This is a genomic window from Streptomyces sp. NPDC008150 (assembly GCF_042956945.1).
In the GTDB taxonomy this organism is placed as follows: Bacteria; Actinomycetota; Actinomycetes; order Streptomycetales; family Streptomycetaceae; genus Streptomyces.
Window position 1 is genome coordinate 384705 of record NZ_JBIBHJ010000005.1, and the last position, 17485, is coordinate 402189.

A 17485-nucleotide genomic window follows, 5' to 3' on the forward strand; every position below is an offset into this window, starting at 1 on the left:
CCTGGTCAGGGCAGCTATCGGCTATCTCCGTGTAGATCATTTCTCACATTTCCTCACTCCGGGGTGTTGGATCACCACCGTGGAACGCGTCCCAAGCGGCAGCCGCAGCCCGCATGTCCTCGGCGGCGACGTGGACATACTTCCGCTTCGTGAAACTCGCGTTCGTGTGCCCGGCCCACGCGGCAAGCACGACATCCGGGACGCCGTTGATCGCGAGGTACGACAGGCACGAGTGGCGGGCGTCGTACAGGCGCACCTGCCGTAGCCCCAGGCGCCGCATCGTCCGGTAGACGTGCTCGCGGAGCTGTCGCGTGTTCAGGGCTACGCCCAGCTCGTCAACCAGCACGTAACCGGTGTCGGTGTACCCCTCCCCCGCGGCGAGACGTTCCCGGGCCTGCTGCGCCCGGAACCGCCGGAGCGCCTCCCATGGCCATTGCGGCAGCGGCAGCACGCGTTCACCGGCCGCGGTCTTGGTGTCCTTCTCCAGCACCCGCACGTTCCCGACCATGGTCCGGGTGTTCACGATCTCCAGCGTGCCGAGCTGCAAGTCGACGTCCGTCCATCGCTGCCCGCAGACCTCGGCCGGCCGGAGCCCCATCAGGGACAGGAGCATGGGGGCGTGGAGGCGGTCCTCCTGAATGCCCTTGATGAAGGTCTGCACCTCCTGGACAGACCAGGGCTTGGGGCGGGAGCGCTCCCGCTTGTCGACCTTCTTGTCAGCGAGCGAGATCCGCACGTACTGGGCGGGGCTGACGGCGATCAGCTTCCGGGTGACCGCCCGCCCGAGAGCTTCACGGAGCCGGGTGAGCACACCCTCGACAGTCGACACGGCAAGGCGGGTTCCGGGCTGCCCGCCCATGCGGCGCCCCTTCGCGATCAGCTCGTCGATGAACTCCTGTACCTGGTCTTCGCTGAGTTCCTGAAGCCGCACGTGCCCGAGCCGGTCGTAGACGCTCGCCAGCGTCAGCCTGTACGCGCGAATCGTCGTGGGCTCGACGTCCCGTTCCTTGTACTTCAGCCACTGGTCGAGCCATTCCCGCAGCGTGATCTTGCTTGGGGCGATCAGCGTCCCGGCAGTCCTCTGCGCGATGATCCGTGAACGCTCGTTCTTGGCCTCGGTCTTGGTGTCGCGAGTGATGGTGATCTGCACCCGCTTGCCGTTCTCGTCGCGGCCGGCGTCGACAACCGTGCGGTATCGCACCGCCCCGTTCTGCAGAACGATCCGCTTCGGCTCAGCCATCGCTACCGTCCTTCTCATCAACCCCCAGAAGCCGGTTCAGCATGACATCGGGGTCGATGTCCTCCCCGGTCTGCTCCTTGTAGCGCTTCCGAATCTCGTCCATGGCCTTCCGGCCCCCCTCCGTGGGAGCGGCCGGCGCAGCAGCAGCAGCAAGAGCGCTGTACCGCACGTGCTCCGACAGCCACTGCGGAGCTCCGAACAACCGGTGTTCGACAAGTTCGGTCTTCTCCCTGCCGGGCGTGACGGTGAGCGGCAGCCGACCAATCCCCCATTCCCACGCGGCAAGCGCGTCCACCTCTCCCCCTCCCGTCACCTCAACCCGGTTTTCGGCGCGGTCGGTGAGCGGCAGCAGCAAGGCGGTGGGACTGACACCGAAGGCAACTGCGAGCGCCGCCAACTCGTCGACCGTGACGACGCGCTCGCCCTTCTCCATGCGGGTGATGCCGGAAGCCGGAACGTTGCGACCAGCCCGCTCAAGAACGCTGGACAACTGCCGAGTCGTCAGCCCTCGGCGCTCGCGGAGGCGCGCGATGTTCGCCGCAACGGTCTTACCAGTGGGTCCTACCTCGATGGCGCGTCGTCCGCGCTGCTGGTCTGCCATAGGGAGCAGGTTAAGCAACAGACCTGACCTTGTTGCGCAACCGGTCCCCGGTGCTAGAGTCTCCATAGGTGCATTGTAGGAACAGATGATGCACTTTAGCAACGCATGAGTCTGGAAGGAGAACCGCGGTGAGGGAAGAGTTCCTGTCGCCGAAGCAGGTCGCGACCGAATATCCCGTGCTCGGTGGATCGTCCGCCCTGGCCGAACGGCGCTGGCGCGGCGAGGGTCCTGCGTACATCAAGACGGGCCGGGGGCGCGGTGGCCGCGTCTTCTATCGGCGCAGCGCAATCGAGGAGTTCCTGACCGAGTGCACCGTCACTCCGGGGAGGGCGGCGTGAAGACCCAGCCCACACTTGCTGACGTTCGCAAATGGCCCGCCACCGTCAGCGTCTCGGACGCAGCTCGCGCCATCGGATGCAGCCGCAGCCACCTGTACGAGCGGGTCAAGACCGGCGACAGCCCCGTGAAGACCATCGGCGTCGGCACCCGCCACGTCGTCATCACAGCAGACCTGATCCGGCTGCTCTCCGGGGAGGTCAAGGAAGCCGCATGACCCTGAACAGCAACGATCCCCGAGAGGCCCTAACTCCCGGGGATCGCGAAGACCAGGCGGCAGACGGCAGCAGGTCTGCTGTCACCGTAGCGCAGCCCACTGACTTCCCGCGAGGAAGCCTGTCGGCCCGCCCTCTGGTCCTGATCACCCGGGGACGCGTCGAGTACACGGCGAAGTGCCCCGGGTGCGACAACTGGCACCGGCACCGCCACCTCGGCGACGTCCGCGGCCCGTGTGGCACCACCTACGAACTCCAGCCGCGAAGGGGGCGGTCACGTGGGTAGCAGCCTGCGCCGCCAGCTGCGGGAGGCGCTGCCCTCGGGCATCAAGGGACTGCAGCGCGCCGTCGCGCTGGAGATCGCCGACGATGCCCGGTACGACGACGACTGGAACTACAGCCCCGAGTTGGGCCGCCGCAGCCGTGTGCGTCTCGCCGACCTGGTTCGGTGGACGGCCGCGAAGGACGAGTTGAGCGTGCGGGAGATGCTGCGCCGCTTGTCGCTGGCCGGCTGGGAGTTCCGGCTCCCGATCGGCAAGGACAAGAACGGCAACCTGATGTACGCGGTTCCAGGCAAGGCGATGACGTTCCGCGTGCCCGACTTTGAAGGCCCAACCACCGTTGGCCCTCACGTCGAGACGGAGACCGAAGGCCCAACCACCGTTGGGGGTAGGGCCAACCACCGTTGGGCCATGGCCCAACCACCGTTGGGGGTAGGGCCAACCGTGGTTGGTGCAGGGCCAACCACCGTTGGGCCCCCATCTCCTATCTCTTCTATCTCTTCTCAAGAATCCCCCTCCTCCCCCCAGGGAGGCGGAGGCGGAGACTCCCATTCACAAGAACAAGACCCGAACCACACCCGTGCTGCCGCCTTCGTCGACAAGCTCGACTACCGGGGCAAGGCGCCCGGAAAGAAGCAGCGGCAGCAGCTCGTGGAACGCACCGCCGCAGCCCTCGCTGATGGCTGGTCGGACAACGGCCTTATGCGCTACCTCGACATCAGCGACGACCCCAGCGTCCGGACGGCGGTCGGCCTGTACCTCCACCGGCTCGACCCTGAACACCTCCCCGAAGCTGGACAGGCTCAGGCTGCCGCCGTAGGGCTGCCGCCGCACTGCGGCCACCCCGACTGCGACCCCGCCAGCCGGCGCCGCGAAACCGAAGACGCCAACGGACTCCGAAGCCTCCACCCCTGCCCCGACTGCCACCCCTCCTGCGTCCCCAGTGACCGGTCGCGGGCGGAACCAGTCCTGCCCGGCGACAAGAACTTCTACGGCTGGATGCAGCTCGCAGAGCAGTTCTCAGAACCCCAGCCGCAGATCGCAGCCAACGGCTACCAGCCCTACCGCAACCCCACCGACCAATCCGTCTACGACGAGCCCTTCTAGGAGCACTGGTGACATCTCACGTGGAACAGACCGTGCAGGCGCGTATCGCTGCGGCACGGACAAAGGCGCAGCAACGGCAGGAGGAGCGTGCCGAGTTCGCGGAGCGGCGGGCTGCGGGTCTCGTCGTGCGGAAGCGGCAGAAGCTCGCCCGCCGGTGTGCGGTCTGCGACCGGCCGTTGAAGGGCGGGAAGGGGCGGTCGTGCGTCGCCGGGTGCGGGCAGTACCTGTGCCGGGCGCCCCGCCGGCCGCAGTGCTCCGACGTTCACGCCGGGCAGTGCACCGGTTCGGAGGTGGCGGCATGACGGCCCACAAGAACACGCGGGACCTTGCGGCGGCGCTGCAGTCGCACGCGGAGCGGACGGGCATAAACAGTTCAGCGGTGCGTGGTGCGGACTGGCGTCTCGCCACGGTCTCCGCCGTCAACACGGACGGCACGGTCACCGCGGACGGCATCAAGGTCCGCCGGCTGGAGTCGTACCCTTTCCCGTTCGTCGGCGACGTCATCGTCATCTCCCAGGCATCCTCCAGGAACTGGGTCACCCCGGGTCGGCTGTCCGGCGGCGACGCGTTCACTGACTTCACGCCGGCCGTGGGCGGCGCCCCGGGCACCGTGTGGTCTGTGCGTACCGGCTGGTACTTCCGGATAGGCCCCCTGGTTTTCGCCTGCGCCTACCTCGGGATCACCTCCGTCGGCACCGGCGGCACCAACATCGTCACCGTCGACATGCCGACGGACGTGTACCGCGGCACCCGGCAAGTCCTCCCCATGCACACCGAGTCGACCGGGCCGAACGGCTCCCACGTTGGCGACGGGCAGGCCGTCTTCTTCACCTCCGGATCGGGCCCGACGTCTGACCGGCTGCGCACGTCGTCGAACGACGGCACCAACCGGGACAGCAACATGACGGCCGCGGACCTGATCGGCGGCACGATCACCATTCAGGGCTGGTACCGCGCGTCATGACCGAGTCCGAGGTACTCCGCACGGCTGCGCTGGTCGTGGCGGCCCAGCTCCGGGGCGACGACATGGGGGTGCAACTCCTCCTCGGGACCCTGCATGCGGACCACGTTCGGATCGTCGCCGTTGCCGCGGTGTCCGCGTTCGCCGAACTCCTCGTCGAGTTCCTGCCCCCTGATGCCGTCGCCCGCGCCATCGACGAAGCCCAGCAACTCGCCCAACAGGCAGCCACCGAAGGGAACTGACCATGACCACGCCCGCCAGCGCCGCTCAGGCCATGCTCGACCACCACGCCAGCAAGATCGAGATCGTGCACGCGAAGACCGCGCAGGCCATCAACCGGGTACGCGCACACCGCGGCCTCAGCCAGCAGGCCCGCGATGGCCGCATCGCCCGCATCCACCGCGAGGCGCAGGCCGAACTGGAGGAGCTGAGCGTCAGCGGCAAGCAGGCCCTCGACACCTACGGGCAGCGCCTCATCGACCGCGCCCTCGGCAACCGCAGCAGCGACCCCCAGACCGTCATGGCCATGCGCCAGGCCAACCAGCTGGCCGCCAGCCTCAACGACCCCAGCATCGCCATGGAGACGCTCCGCGGCGCCCAGCAGGACGGCGACACCCAGTACGCCAAGGCCATCGCTGCCCGCGCCTTCTCCAACGGCTGGACCGACGTCGTCAACCAGTGGAACCACGACGGCAGCAACGACGCCTCCATGCGCCTGATCAACGAGTACCGGGAACTCCCGCAGCTCGACCCGGTGATCTGGAACGCGCACCACTTCCTGGCCCCGCCCAAGGAGTTGGAGCACATGAAGACCCACGAGATCAGCCGCGCCGCTGAGACCGACTACAGCGACGGTGGTGAAGCGGCGTGATCAGCTTCGACCACGACACCGGGAAGGCGCAGGCCGCGGTCACGGCCGCGCGCCGCCGCGGGCTGGGCGTGCCCGAGGAGATCGACCACGTCGCCGGCATGCACCAGGTCGCGGTCGACGCAGCCCACATGGCGCCGCCCGAGCGGCCCACCCGCGACGACGTGCCCGCCACCCCCGAGGAACTGCAGGCCCTCATCACGGAGCGGGCCCACGCACACCGGATCGCCCTCGCACACCAGGCGGTCGGCGCCGACTTCCTCGAACCGATCGCCCGCCGCTACAACCAGCTCGTCGCCGCGCAGGCTCCCGGCTGGATCCGCGCACTGCAGCCCGAGTTCAACGGGCTCGTCAAGCAGCTGCGCGCCCAGGCGAAGAAGCTCCCCGCCAACCTCGACAAGACGTGGCTCGACTGGAACGACCCGGCTGTCACCGGGCCGTGGGAGAAGGCCGAAGGCATCGCTTTCCAGCTCGACCAGATCGTCAGCGACCGCAAGGTGATGGCGCGAGCAGCGGACCTGCAGGGCGAAGGCGGGCGCGACAGTGACCTGTACGCGGTCGCACGGCTGCCCGTGCCGACCGAGCAGGGTGTCGTCGACCACGTGATGCGGAACCACATCTCACCCGAGATCCAGCAGTGGCGGGAGCTGAGGCACCAGCCTGTCTCCCGCTGGCTGCAGCTGGCCCGCTCGCAGCACCTCACCATCGAGCTGGCCACACCCGACGAGGTGAGGGCACGAGCGGCAGTACGCGACCTGTGGGTCGAGGCCATCGCAGAGCGCGGTGTCGCACCGGAACCGTCAGCACGCAGCCGCAAGGCCATCGCAACGGCACTGCGAGGCTGACCCGATGAGCAGGCGTCAAGGGCATCGCGCGAGTCGGCTACCAGCTCGACGCGAACCTATGGCTGACGAGCAGTTCCATCCCTCCAGGGGCGACTGCAAGCGCTCAGCCAGCGCCACCCCGCGGTCCGGTCGGCGGAGTGAGGCCGGCCGGACCGCACCCAAACAACATCAAACCGGGTCAAGATCACCAGGGGGGTTACCCCATGATCATGACCCTTTGGGGATCGAAGACGTATAGCACCTGACATCACCCCCGGGTTTCCAAGGCGCTGACCTGCGGAAACCCCGGATAGGGCCAGGCACCCCGGAGGAGGCGTGCGTCTCGAATGGGCATCACCGCAGGTCAGCGACCTGTAGCCGTAACACCCCAGCCACGAGTGCCGAAACCCCCAGACCCGTACACGAGGTCAGCAGCTATACGTCTTCGATCCCAAAAGGATCATGATCAAGGATCTCCCCCCAGGGTGGATCATCCGGATAAGGAGGGATTCCATGTCGAACAACTGGCACACGAGCACCAGGCGGAGCCGGCTCCCGCGTGACTGGGAGAAGCGACGCAAGGAGGTACTGCAGCTCCAGCCGATTTGCATGATCTGCGGAGTGCGTGAGTCGACGGTGGTCGACCACATCCTGCCGATGACGGACAACCACGAGATCGAGGCACTTCAGGGCTGCTGCGAGCCGTGTCATCGGCAGAAGACCGCTCAGGAGGCTGCCGCGTTCCGTGCGGCGTCTCGTGGCCCTGGTCGCGAGCGTCCTCCCGAGCGTCATCCGGGTCTGTTCTGACCCTCGCTGAGTGACTGCTCGTCACTCGTCTCTGCCTCATGTAAGCCCGCGCCGGACGAACCCTGAGGAGGGGTTGGCGCGTGCCTGCAATCTCTGTCGGCTCAGTCGAAGTCGACGTTCTTCCCAACGCGACCGGTGTTCGTGCCCGGTTGCAGCAGCAGCTGCTTCCTGCTGCTCACTCCGTAGGTGACGAGGTTGGCCGTGTCATCGGCCGTTACGTGACGTCGCAGATCGCGAACGCGGTCGCCCAGGGTGTGACGACTGGTGGGCGTCAGGCTCAGGCCGGCGCCGCCCGTCAGGGGCAGTCGACCGGGTCCACGTTCGCGAGGGCCTTCAAGACGCGCATCGAGGCCGCGTTGGCGGACATGCCGGAAGTCCGGCTGAACGCGAACTCGTCGGACGCGGAGCGCGAGCTGTACAACATCCGCGCCCAGCTGACGGCGTTGCGGGATGTGCGGATCGGTATCGACGTGTCGTCCGGTGACGCGCGGGCGGCCCTGGAGGCGCTGCAGGAGCGTCTTACCCGCTTGTCGGCGGAGTCGGCGGATGTGGCGCTGCGGGTCGACGCGGGGGCCGCGGAAGCCCAGTTGGCGGCGTTCCAGGCGGAGGTGAACCGCCTCGACGGGCAGCACGTCGATGTCGACGTCGACGCGGACACCGGGGCGGCGACGGCTTCGCTGATGAGTTTCCGTTCGGCGGCCGGGCTGCTCGGCCCGGCTGTGGTGCCGGTGGTCGCGGTCATCGCTGCGGGGTTGGGGTCGATTGCCGCGGCGGGTACGGCCGCGGCGGCGGGCGTGGGTGCGGTCGGCCTGGTCGCGGTGCCCGCTATCAAGCAGATCGGGACGGTGCTGCAGGCGCAGAAGGCGGCGCAGGATGCGGCGTCGCAGTCGACGAGCAACGGGGCGCAGGTCGCCGCGCAGGCGGCGTCCCGGGCGTCTCAACTCGCGGCCGCACAGCAGGCGGTGGCGACGGCGGAGCGCAACGGGGCCCGGCAGATAGCGCAGGCGCAGGCCGCGGTGAAGCAGGCACGCGACAACGCGGCGCAGGCGGCCGTACAGGCGGCGCAGAGAAGCCAGCAGGCCGCCCGTGCCGTCGCGGACGCGGAAGACGCTCTCGCGGACGCACAGAAGTCCGCACGGCAGGCTCAGTTGGACCTGACGGCGGCCCGTAAGCAGGCGACGCAGGAACTGCAGGATCTCAACGACCAGTTGGCGGACTCGGTCCTGTCGCAGCGCGACGCGGAGATCAGCCTGAAGGAGGCGACCGCGGAACGCAACGCGGTCATGAAGGACAGCAAGTCGTCGGCCCTCGACCGGCAGAAGGCCCTGCTCCAGTACGACCAGGCGGTGCAGCGGCTGAAGGAGCAGACGACTGCAACGGCCCGCCTGAAGACGGAGACGGCGGACGCGAACAAGGCCGGCGTCGAGGGCACCAGCACGTACAAGAATGCCCAGCAGCAGTTGGCGCAGGCGCAGGGTCAGGTCGCGGACCGGACGCAGGCGTTGAAGGACGCGCAGGCGGACCAGGCGCGCACGGCGACGCAGAACGCCCAGCAGCTGGCGGAGGCGCAGCAGCGCATCGCGGACGCTCAGTCGAATGTGGCGCAGGCGCAGCAGTCGGCGGCGGACTCGGCGGCGTCCGCGCAACGGCAGCTGCAGCAGGCGCAGCAGCAGACCGTGACGAGCACCGACTCGGCGGCGCAGGCGCAGGCGAAGTACCAGGCGGAGTTGGCGAAGCTGTCGCCGGCGGCGCGCACGACGATGGGCGCGTACCTCGACCTGCGGGACGCGTTCAACGGGTGGTCGAAGGCCCTGCAGCCGCAGGTGATGCCGATCTTCACTCGGGCCCTGGTGGGGATGCGGAAGGCTCTGCCGTCGCTGACACCGTTGGTGAGGGGTGCGGCGGACGCGATCGGCAAGCTGCAGGACAAGGCGTCCGCCGGACTCAAAAAGCCCTGGTGGAAGGACTTCAAGCGGGACCTGCAGAAGTCCGTGAAGCCGGCGATCCTTGGTCTGGGGGTGGCGTTCGGGAACGTCTTCAAGGGGATCGTCGGCCTGATCGGCGCGTTCCTCCCGCACATGGGCGACATCTCCGACTCGCTGGGCGGGATCACGAAGGGGTTCGCCGACTGGGGCACGAACCTGAAGGGGTCCCCCGAGTTCGAGCGGTTCCTCAGCTTCGCCTCCGACAAGGCGCCGCTCGTGAAGCAGCTGCTGAAGAACATCGCTGATGCTGTGCTGAGTATCGGGGAGGCGACGGCGCCGATCTCCGGCCCGCTGCTGCAGTTCCTGGCTGGCCTGTTCAAGGGCATCAGCCTGGTCGCGGACAAGGCCCCGTTCCTGGTGCAGGGCATCTACGCGTTGATTGTGGCGACGAAGTTGTGGGCGCTCGCACAGTGGCTGTGGAACGCGGCATTGGACGCGTCCGGTATCCCGCTGCTGATCGCGGGGATCGCGCTGCTCGTCCTCGGGGTCATCTACGCGTACAAGCACTTCACGTGGTTCCGGACGGCTGTGCTGGCCGTGTGGGATGCGCTGAAGACGGCGTTCACGGCGATCGGGGACGCTTTCACCTGGCTGTGGCGGACCATCATCAAGCCCTACGTCACGTTCATGATCGCGTACTGGAAGATGGTCGGGAACGCGGCACTGTGGCTGTGGAACAACGCGATCAAGCCCGCGTTCAACTTCATCGCTGCCGCCGCGAAGATCCTCGCGACGATCGTGGTCGTGGTGCTGGTCGCCCCGCTCGTCGCCGGGTTCAGGCTGCTCGCGGCCGTCGGGACGTGGCTGTGGGCGAACGCGCTGAAGCCCGCGTTCCAGGCGATCGGCGACCTTGCGCAATGGCTGTGGGCGCACGCCTTCAAGCCCGCGCTGCAGCAGATCGGCGACAAGGCGAAGTGGCTGTACCGCAACGCCATCAAGCCGGCGTGGGACGGCATCACGGGCGCGGCCAAGGGGATGTGGGACAACGTCCTGCGCCCGGTGTTCAAGGCGTTCGTCGACGGGATGAAGAACCTCGGCGACTGGGCGAAGTGGCTGTGGAAGAACGCCATCAAGCCCGCCTGGGACAGCATCAAGTCGGGGATCTCGACCGTCTACGACCACAGCATCAAGCCTGTGATCAACGCGTTCAAGACGATCGTCGGGAGTCTCGGCAAGGCGTTCTCGGATGCGGTCTCCGCGATCAAGCGGCAGTGGGACAAGATCAAGGCGATCTCAAAGGCGCCCATCAGCTTCGTCGTCAACACGGTCTACAACAAGGGCCTGGTCGGCGTCTGGAACAAGGTCGCCTCCGCGTTCGGCGCGCCGAAGCTCAGCAAGTTCTCCTTCGCCCAGGGCGGTGTGATGCCCGGGTACACGCCGGGCCGTGACGTGCACAAGTTCATGTCGCCGACTGGCGGCCGGCTGGAGCTGTCCGGCGGGGAGTCCATCTTCCGGCCGGAGTTCACCCGCGCGGTCGGGGCGGGCTTCGTCGGGTCGATGAACAGCCTCGCGAAGTCCAAGGGGGCGCAGGGGGTGAAGGCGGCCCTGGCGCCTCTCCTCGGCGGCAGCGCGCCCGTGCCTACGGACCGCACGCTGAAGTACGCGGACGGCGGCATCTTCGGATGGATCAAGTCCGCCGGGTCGGCACTGAAGGGCGCAGGGTCCGCGGCGTGGAACAAGGTGAAGGAGGGTGCCGGCTGGTTGAAGGACACCATGGCGGCATCCGCGAGGGCGGGCGTCAACAAGGTCGTCAACCCGCTGCTCGCCGGGTTCCCGGGCATGGACACCGCGTTGGGGAAGATGCTTCGCAAGGTCCCGGCGAAGATGGTCGACACCCTGTTCGGCTACAGCAAGAAGGCCGATGACAAGGGTGCGGGCGGACTCGGCGGCCCGCGGATCCAGGCGGGGTTGAAGTGGGCGCGGACGCAGGCAGGCCTCCCGTACCAGTGGGCGGGCAACGGCAACCCCAGCTGGGACTGCTCAGGGTTCATGAGCGCCATCGAGTCCGTGATCAGGGGTGAGAAGCCGCACCGCAGGTGGGCCACGGGTGCGTTCTCCGGGAAGACGGCGCCTCCCGGGTGGGTGCTGCACGGGGCGTCGCCGTTCCGCATCGGGATCACGAACGCCGGGGTTGGGCACACCGCGGGAACGATCGGCGGCGTGAACGTCGAGTCGAGGGGCGGGGCCGGCGTCATCGTCGGGAAGTCAGCCCGCGGCTACAACGACAGCCTGTTCCGGTCCTGGTACGGGTTCAAGCCGGGAACCTACGACGATGGCGGCTACATCCCGCCCGGCATGAACCTGGTCTACAACGGCACGGGGAAGCCGGAGCCGGTGTTCACGGCCCGCCAGTTCGATGCGCTCGCGGCTGGCGGTGCCCGGCAGCAGCAGCCGGTTGTCGTCGAGCTGCACGCGAAGGAAGACGGGTTCGGGAAGCTCATCGACGTGCGGGTACAGGAGCACGACAGGGCCCTGATCTCCGTCCTCTCGGCAAGCTGATACCGGCACAAACCATGCCTGCTCAAGCGCTGCTCAGGGTGGCGTTTCCGCAGGTCGCGTCTGCTCACGGTGCTGCTCACGGCCTGCGCAAGCCTGGCCGTGAGCAGCGCTTGAGCAGGCGCTTGAGCAGCGGCGACCTGGGGTTTTGTCGGCGTGAGCAGCGCGACCCGAGGGTGGATAGCCACCGGATTGCCCCGTCTTGCGGGGCGGATAGTTGATCTCTGAGGGTGGATGGAAGCCGGATACCAGCCACTCGACGAGACGGGGCAATCCGGGCAGCATCCACCCGACAAGACGGGGCAAATTGGGTGGACGGTACCCCGGACGCTCGCCCGAAAGATCCCAAATGCCCCGGACAGTACCCCGGGTCAAATGATCTTAGGGGGTGGACGCGACCCGGGTCACGTCCGGGGGGCAAGATCAAATGACCCGGGGTACTGTCCGGGGCGAACCAGGATGAATCGGAACGGCGTCCGGGGTATCAGCGGACTCGCCGCACCGCCCCAGAGGGCTTGGATGTTATACAAGCCCTCGCTTTGGCGGTGCCGCCAATGCGATCACTTCGCGGGCAGCGGCAACGTGCAGCCTCCTGGCGGAAGGCCCAGGAGAACCCGTGATGTTATCCAGGGTTCTTCTGCTTCCCGGGCATCTCGCGAGGCGGGGCATCACCGGCAATGTCGCCGTGACGAGCCCCCGCCCTGCCCCAAGATCGCGTTCACTGTGGAGATTATCCACAGCGAGATCGGTCTACCGGGCTGCCTGCATCCGCCGGCCCCCGCCAACCTGACGAGCCCCCGCACCGCCCCGGGTCGAGCCGTGGGCGGTACGGGGGCCGTGGTGATTCCCGGTGCCGTGCCGCCCTCATCGCGGCACGGTTCCGGCGAGCGTTCGGGACGCGCCCGGAGACGCGTCCAGCCCTTACGGGAAGCGGGTTGTAGCGCGCTCCCCTGGAGGTTTCCCGGCGCCGGGAAACGGGCCCCGTAGGAGGAGGGTCCGTACCCCGGAAACCGGGAGGGGGGACTTGCGATGCGACCTGCGCGGAAGCACCCCGCGCGGGCACCGCTTCGGGGCGCCCCGAAGGCGGGGGCATTTGAGCATCAGGCTGGCAACTCTTGGCCCCGAACCCCCTCCCGGAAGAGGGGGGTAGATGAGGGGCGAGCAGCCAACTTTCTCCCGCCGTGCCCCCCTCCCGGAGAAGGGGGGCATTAGGTCTGGGCGCTGCGACGATGCGACCCGCTACACAGCCATCGGGGCGCCCTCGCGGATGTACCACGGGAGCTCGCCGACGAACCTGCGCTCAGCGATCCACGCGGCCCGCTCAGCGTTCAGATCCTCCGGGGTACGGCCGCTCACACACGGCGTGCCGTAGGCCCTCCACTGGGGCTCGTTGCACAGCCCGCATGTGTACGGCGCGTCGAGGTCGCTGACCCCGTGGTCGAAGATCCAGAAGTGGCCGTTGTCGAACCGGTCCGCGGAGAGCGGCGCCGGGTCGACCTCCCGGACCACGCCGGACTCGGACACGACGTAGACCCTCTCGCACACCGCTTCTCCGTCCACGGACCGCTTCACGGCCGGGCCTCCTTGCTGTCGAGCAGCTGCTGCAGCTCGTCGATACGGGCCTGCATGAGGGTCATCTCCGCGGCCATGACGACCGGCGAGGAGACCTCCCGGGGCTCGCTCTGCTTCAGGGCGTGCAGGAAGCGGCGCACCTGCGGGACCGTCAGCCGCTCGTACATGGCGTCCAGGGCCTCTTGGATCGGCACGGAGATACGGCCACGGTTCGCCTCACGCCACCGGGTGACGGTCCGCGTCGAGCAGCCCAGCTGCTCCGCGATCTGGTCCTGAGTCAGCCGCAGAGCCAGGCGCAGGGCGTCCGCCTCGCGGCCGTGCCAGGTGAAGATGAACGGCTTCTCCGGGCCGGGAGCACTTGTTGATTGACCTGCGGTGCCGTCACTCATCAGCGGGCCCCTTCCAGGATGCGGTCGAGCAGCAGGGAGAAGTGACGGGCCCCGTACCGGTCGTCCGTCGCGCGGGCGACGATGAGCCGGTCGGCGACCAGGTCGGCCGAAGGCAGTCGGCGTTCCCCCACGGACCGCAGCGCGGCCCGCTCGGTCGGACGGGAAGCGACGGTGTTCATGCGTACCCCCGGCGGATGTGGGCGAGGTCGACGGCCAGCCGGTACACGTCGCCGCTCAGGGAACCGAGCGACGAAGCCAGCTCGCGGACCCCGTCCGGGTCCAGACCGAGCAGGTTCTCGAGACCCGTCACGACAACCGGGAGCGGCTCCTCGGCCGGAGTCCACGACACCCACGCCGGGAACAGCACCGTCTCCCGCCCGCCGGCCGCGGCCCGCATCTCACGGACCGCCCCGGCGTGAGTGACCGTCCCCTCGGCGTCGTAGTGGTCGACGCACCACGACGGGCAGCCAACCCCCACGGGCGGTTGCGCCCGGGTTGTGTACGCCCGGTCCATGGCCCGCTTCAGGGCCTGCATCTGCTCGGGGTGCTGCCCGCCCTGAACCTGCCGGGCCACCGTCTCGACCATGTCGGACAGGGTGAGCGCCGACGTGTCCGCGAGGTACGCCTCGACGTCCCGGCGGATCTCGTCCACGGTCATGGTGTCCGGGTCGGCCCCGGTGTTCGTGGTGGCGTAGCCCGCGGCGAGCGCCGCGAACAGCTCCGGCCGGGACAGCCGGTAGTCGACGCGGACGACGACGTGCGGGCCCGCCTGGTCGTCGTGGACGTTCTGCTGCCCGGTCGGGCCGATGACGGGGGCGGCCCCCTCCCCGCCGCGGTCGGCGGCGAGGAAGGCGGCAACCTCCGGGTAGTGGCGCTCGAAGAAGCTCCGCGCCCGGGACTCCTCGCTCACGACTGGCCCCCACGCACCCGGTACAGGGCTTCGTCGGCCTGGTTGCGGGCCGCCTTCACCCCGGACAGGCGGGCGGTACGGGCCGCCTCCCGGATGCGGGCGGCGAACGCGACCAGCTCATCGGCCGCGGTGTCCGCCATCTCCGGCGTGAGGTAGGCGTACACGCTGCCGTCGCTGACCGTGACGTGCGCCGCCTGGAACCGCGGGTCCTTGGACGCGAGGTCCGCACCCAGCTCGACGGACAGCTGCACCGGGCGGTCCCGCATGCCGCCGTCCTCGAAGGAGGCGACGTTCCAGACGGCCGGCCGGCCGGAGTGCAGGATGTCGTCGACGTAGTTCACCCCGTCGACGATGTGGTCGACCGTGCACCAGCCGGGGCACGGGACGTAGACGGTGCTCGCGCCCACCGATGCGGGCACCAGGCGGACGGGCATGGACGTGCTGATGGCAGAATTCTGCACAGCGGTTCTCCTGAGTTCGCAGGTGATCCGTCAGGCCCCTTCTCCGGTGTTGGTAGCACCGGGTTGGGGCCGCCCCCTTTAGGAGGGGTCGTGCGTTCCATCTAACAGCATGTGGTGCTACTTAGCAACGGATACGTGAGAGCAGATACCCGCGCCCCCACCCTGGATGGACCGCGCGCCCGTCTCACACATCTCTCACGGACGGGCGCGCGCCGATGCATCCACGGGTGCGCTGACCTGTGTGTTCCTACATCGCATGGACGGGTCAGCCCCTGTATGGACAGACGGTAAGCTCTGTCCACGTGACTTCTGCGCCCGCCAAGCCCCGCATCCCGAACGTCCTCGCCGGACGTTACGCCTCCGTCGAGCTCGCCACGCTCTGGTCCCCCGAGCAGAAGGTGAAGCTGGAACGGCAGCTCTGGCTCGCCGTGCTGCGGGCCCAGAAGGACCTCGGCATCGAGGTGCCCGACGCGGCGATCGCCGACTACGAGCGGGTCCTCGACCAGGTCGACCTGGCCTCGATCGCCGAGCGCGAGAAGGTCACCCGGCACGACGTGAAGGCGCGGATCGAGGAGTTCAACGACCTCGCCGGGCACGAGCAGGTCCACAAGGGCATGACCTCGCGCGACCTCACCGAGAACGTCGAGCAGTTGCAGGTCAGGCTCTCCCTGGAGCTGGTGCGCGACCGTACGGTCGCCGTCCTCGCACGGCTCGGCAGGCTGGCCGGCGAGTACGGCGAGCTGGTCATGGCCGGCCGCTCGCACAACGTCGCCGCGCAGGCCACCACCCTCGGCAAGCGTTTCGCGACCGCCGCCGACGAACTCCTCGTCGCGTACGGCCGCGTCGAGGAACTGCTCGGCCGGTACCCGCTGCGCGGCATCAAGGGCCCGGTCGGCACCGCCCAGGACATGCTGGACCTGCTCGGCGGGGACGCCGGCAAGCTCGCCGAGCTGGAGGACCGCATCGCCGGCCACCTCGGCTTCGGCCGGGCGTTCACCTCGGTCGGCCAGGTCTACCCGCGCTCGCTGGACTACGAGGTCGTCACCGCGCTGGTGCAGCTCGCGGCGGGCCCGTCCTCGCTGGCGAAGACGATCCGGCTGATGGCCGGGCACGAGCTGGTCACCGAGGGCTTCAAGCCCGGCCAGGTCGGCTCCTCCGCCATGCCGCACAAGATGAACACGCGGTCCTGCGAGCGGGTCAACGGCCTCATGGTGATCCTGCGCGGCTACGCGTCGATGACCGGCGAGCTGGCCGGCGACCAGTGGAACGAGGGCGACGTGTCCTGCTCCGTGGTGCGCCGCGTCGCACTGCCGGACGCGTTCTTCGCGCTCGACGGACTGCTGGAGACGTTCCTGACGGTGCTCGACGAGTTCGGCGCCTTCCCCGCCGTCGTCGCCCGCGAGCTGGACCGCTACCTGCCGTTCCTCGCCACGACGAAGGTGCTCATGGGCGCGGTGCGCGCGGGCGTGGGCCGCGAGGTCGCGCACGAGGCCATCAAGGAGAACGCCGTCGCCACCGCCCTCGCGATGCGTGAGCAGGGCGCCGAGCGCAACGACCTGCTCGACAAGCTGGCCGCCGACGAGCGCCTTCCGCTGGACCGTGCCGCCCTCGACGCGCTGATGGCGGACAAGCTGTCCTTCACCGGTGCCGCCGCCGACCAGGTCGCCGCGGTCGTGGGCCGGATCGACGAGATCGTCAAGCAGCGCCCCGAGGCCGCCGGTTACACCCCCGGAGCCATCCTCTGACCGGCCCCACCCGCGCCGAACTGGAGGCCGCCCGCGACCGGATCGTCCCGGACATCGTGGCGGACGGCCTCCAGGTGCTGTTCTGCGGCATCAACCCCGGCCTGATGACGGCGGCCACGGGGCACCACTTCGCCCGGCCGGGCAACCGGTTCTGGCCGGTGCTGCACCTGTCCGGGTTCACGCCGCGGCTGCTCGCGCCGTCCGAGCAGGACCAACTCCCGCTCTGGGGGCTGGGAATCACGAACGTGGTGGCGCGGGCGACCGCGCGCGCCGACGAACTCGCCCCCGAGGAGTACCGCGAGGGCGGCCGGCTGCTCGCCGCGAAGGTGGCACGGCTGCGCCCGGCGTGGCTGGCGGTCGTCGGAGTCACCGCGTACCGCGCGGCGTTCGGCGACCGCGGCGCCCGGGTGGGGCCGCAGGAGCGGACGTTCGGCGAGACCCGGGTATGGGTGCTGCCCAACCCCAGTGGTCTGAACGCCCATTGGACGGCGGCCACGATGGCCGAGGAGTACGCCCTGCTGCGCGCGAGGGTCCGGGCCTAGGGGCTGTCGTCCGGACCGGCTCGCGGATTCCCGACGGTCCTTGTGGACCCCGCGTCCGCGAGCCGGTCCAAACGACAGCCCCTGGCCGCGCCGCACACTCCCGCACAGCTCCGCACACCCTCGCGCACCCGCTCCACCAGCACCG

Annotated in this window: 18 protein-coding genes; 11 read left to right on the forward strand and 7 right to left on the reverse strand. The window is 68.9% G+C overall.

The annotated features are described in order from the left end of the window. Positions 1 to 43: 43 nt before the first annotated feature. Positions 44 to 1240 (reverse strand): tyrosine-type recombinase/integrase, encoded by a 1197-nt coding sequence (gene xerC / locus ACFZA0_RS15895; RefSeq protein WP_391016270.1) that lies wholly within the window; start codon positions 1238 to 1240, stop codon positions 44 to 46. After that, on the reverse strand, positions 1233 to 1841 hold the full coding sequence (locus ACFZA0_RS15900; protein ID WP_391016272.1) for a helix-turn-helix domain-containing protein: 609 nt from the start codon (positions 1839 to 1841) through the stop codon (positions 1233 to 1235). Before ACFZA0_RS15900 ends, xerC begins: the two co-directional genes overlap by 8 nt. Positions 1842 to 1969: 128 nt before the next feature. Between ACFZA0_RS15900 and ACFZA0_RS15905 the strand changes: the two genes are divergently transcribed. From ACFZA0_RS15905 to ACFZA0_RS15945, 9 genes are all read left to right on the forward strand, one after another. Next, on the forward strand, positions 1970 to 2179 hold the full coding sequence (locus tag ACFZA0_RS15905) for a DNA-binding protein (protein ID WP_391016275.1): 210 nt from the start codon (positions 1970 to 1972) through the stop codon (positions 2177 to 2179). Then, entirely contained in the window at positions 2176 to 2394 is a 219-nt protein-coding gene (locus ACFZA0_RS15910) for a DNA-binding protein (RefSeq protein ID WP_391016278.1), read from the forward strand. Before ACFZA0_RS15905 ends, ACFZA0_RS15910 begins: the two co-directional genes overlap by 4 nt. 276 nt (positions 2395 to 2670) lie before the next feature. Further along, the gene (locus tag ACFZA0_RS15915) at positions 2671 to 3780 is read left to right on the forward strand and encodes a hypothetical protein (protein ID WP_391016280.1); all 1110 of its coding nucleotides are present in this window, start codon (positions 2671 to 2673) and stop codon (positions 3778 to 3780) included. Between the two features lie 298 nt (positions 3781 to 4078). Beyond that, positions 4079 to 4744, forward strand: coding sequence for a hypothetical protein (locus ACFZA0_RS15920; RefSeq protein ID WP_391016283.1), 666 nt, complete (start codon positions 4079 to 4081; stop codon positions 4742 to 4744). Next, positions 4741 to 4983, forward strand: a complete 243-nt coding sequence (locus tag ACFZA0_RS15925) for a hypothetical protein (protein WP_391016285.1) — start codon at positions 4741 to 4743, stop codon at positions 4981 to 4983. The genes ACFZA0_RS15920 and ACFZA0_RS15925 overlap by 4 nt, the downstream gene beginning before the upstream one ends. Positions 4984 to 4985: 2 nt before the next feature. Next, positions 4986 to 5612 (forward strand): hypothetical protein, encoded by a 627-nt coding sequence (locus ACFZA0_RS15930; protein WP_391016288.1) that lies wholly within the window; start codon positions 4986 to 4988, stop codon positions 5610 to 5612. Beyond that, positions 5609 to 6454 carry a hypothetical protein gene (locus tag ACFZA0_RS15935; RefSeq protein ID WP_391016291.1) on the forward strand — a complete coding sequence of 282 codons (846 nt, stop codon included), beginning with the start codon at positions 5609 to 5611 and terminating at the stop codon, positions 6452 to 6454. The genes ACFZA0_RS15930 and ACFZA0_RS15935 overlap by 4 nt, the downstream gene beginning before the upstream one ends. A 492-nt stretch (positions 6455 to 6946) precedes the next feature. Next, positions 6947 to 7240, forward strand: coding sequence for an HNH endonuclease signature motif containing protein (locus tag ACFZA0_RS15940; protein WP_391016293.1), 294 nt, complete (start codon positions 6947 to 6949; stop codon positions 7238 to 7240). Between the two features lie 218 nt (positions 7241 to 7458). Beyond that, a complete protein-coding gene (locus tag ACFZA0_RS15945) occupies positions 7459 to 11724 on the forward strand; it encodes a hypothetical protein (RefSeq protein ID WP_391016295.1) in 4266 nt (1421 codons plus the stop codon). Between the two features lie 1236 nt (positions 11725 to 12960). Here the strand turns inward: ACFZA0_RS15945 and ACFZA0_RS15950 are convergent. From ACFZA0_RS15950 to ACFZA0_RS15970, 5 genes are read right to left on the reverse strand one after another with little or no spacing between them, the layout of a single operon-like run. Beyond that, positions 12961 to 13293 carry a hypothetical protein gene (locus ACFZA0_RS15950; protein ID WP_391016298.1) on the reverse strand — a complete coding sequence of 111 codons (333 nt, stop codon included), beginning with the start codon at positions 13291 to 13293 and terminating at the stop codon, positions 12961 to 12963. Then, positions 13290 to 13682 carry a helix-turn-helix domain-containing protein gene (locus ACFZA0_RS15955; protein ID WP_391016301.1) on the reverse strand — a complete coding sequence of 131 codons (393 nt, stop codon included), beginning with the start codon at positions 13680 to 13682 and terminating at the stop codon, positions 13290 to 13292. The genes ACFZA0_RS15950 and ACFZA0_RS15955 overlap by 4 nt, the downstream gene beginning before the upstream one ends. Then, positions 13682 to 13861, reverse strand: coding sequence for a hypothetical protein (locus tag ACFZA0_RS15960; protein ID WP_391016303.1), 180 nt, complete (start codon positions 13859 to 13861; stop codon positions 13682 to 13684). Before ACFZA0_RS15960 ends, ACFZA0_RS15955 begins: the two co-directional genes overlap by 1 nt. Continuing rightward, positions 13858 to 14592 carry a DUF6907 domain-containing protein gene (locus tag ACFZA0_RS15965; RefSeq protein ID WP_391016306.1) on the reverse strand — a complete coding sequence of 245 codons (735 nt, stop codon included), beginning with the start codon at positions 14590 to 14592 and terminating at the stop codon, positions 13858 to 13860. Before ACFZA0_RS15965 ends, ACFZA0_RS15960 begins: the two co-directional genes overlap by 4 nt. Further along, positions 14589 to 15053 (reverse strand): DUF6907 domain-containing protein, encoded by a 465-nt coding sequence (locus ACFZA0_RS15970; protein WP_391016309.1) that lies wholly within the window; start codon positions 15051 to 15053, stop codon positions 14589 to 14591. The genes ACFZA0_RS15965 and ACFZA0_RS15970 overlap by 4 nt, the downstream gene beginning before the upstream one ends. A gap of 302 nt (positions 15054 to 15355) precedes the next feature. Here ACFZA0_RS15970 and purB point away from each other — a divergent pair, with 302 nt between their 5' ends. Together purB and mug are read left to right on the forward strand one after the other, a co-directional pair. Continuing rightward, positions 15356 to 16798, forward strand: a complete 1443-nt coding sequence (purB, locus tag ACFZA0_RS15975) for an adenylosuccinate lyase (protein ID WP_391016311.1) — start codon at positions 15356 to 15358, stop codon at positions 16796 to 16798. Further along, the gene (gene mug, locus ACFZA0_RS15980; RefSeq protein WP_391016572.1) at positions 16795 to 17340 is read left to right on the forward strand and encodes a G/U mismatch-specific DNA glycosylase; all 546 of its coding nucleotides are present in this window, start codon (positions 16795 to 16797) and stop codon (positions 17338 to 17340) included. The genes purB and mug overlap by 4 nt, the downstream gene beginning before the upstream one ends. Positions 17341 to 17485 lie beyond the last annotated feature (145 nt).

What these genes read in the sequence shown, in the direction of transcription:
- xerC (WP_391016270.1), bottom strand. Translation starts at nt 1,240, where the DNA reads ATGGCTGAGCCGAAGCGGATCGTTCTGCAGAACGGGGCGGTGCGATAC.
- ACFZA0_RS15900 (WP_391016272.1), bottom strand. Translation starts at nt 1,841, where the DNA reads ATGGCAGACCAGCAGCGCGGACGACGCGCCATCGAGGTAGGACCCACT.
- ACFZA0_RS15920 (WP_391016283.1), top strand. Translation starts at nt 4,079, where the DNA reads ATGACGGCCCACAAGAACACGCGGGACCTTGCGGCGGCGCTGCAGTCG.
- ACFZA0_RS15925 (WP_391016285.1), top strand. Translation starts at nt 4,741, where the DNA reads ATGACCGAGTCCGAGGTACTCCGCACGGCTGCGCTGGTCGTGGCGGCC.
- ACFZA0_RS15930 (WP_391016288.1), top strand. Translation starts at nt 4,986, where the DNA reads ATGACCACGCCCGCCAGCGCCGCTCAGGCCATGCTCGACCACCACGCC.
- ACFZA0_RS15940 (WP_391016293.1), top strand. Translation starts at nt 6,947, where the DNA reads ATGTCGAACAACTGGCACACGAGCACCAGGCGGAGCCGGCTCCCGCGT.
- ACFZA0_RS15955 (WP_391016301.1), bottom strand. Translation starts at nt 13,682, where the DNA reads ATGAGTGACGGCACCGCAGGTCAATCAACAAGTGCTCCCGGCCCGGAG.
- ACFZA0_RS15960 (WP_391016303.1), bottom strand. Translation starts at nt 13,861, where the DNA reads ATGAACACCGTCGCTTCCCGTCCGACCGAGCGGGCCGCGCTGCGGTCC.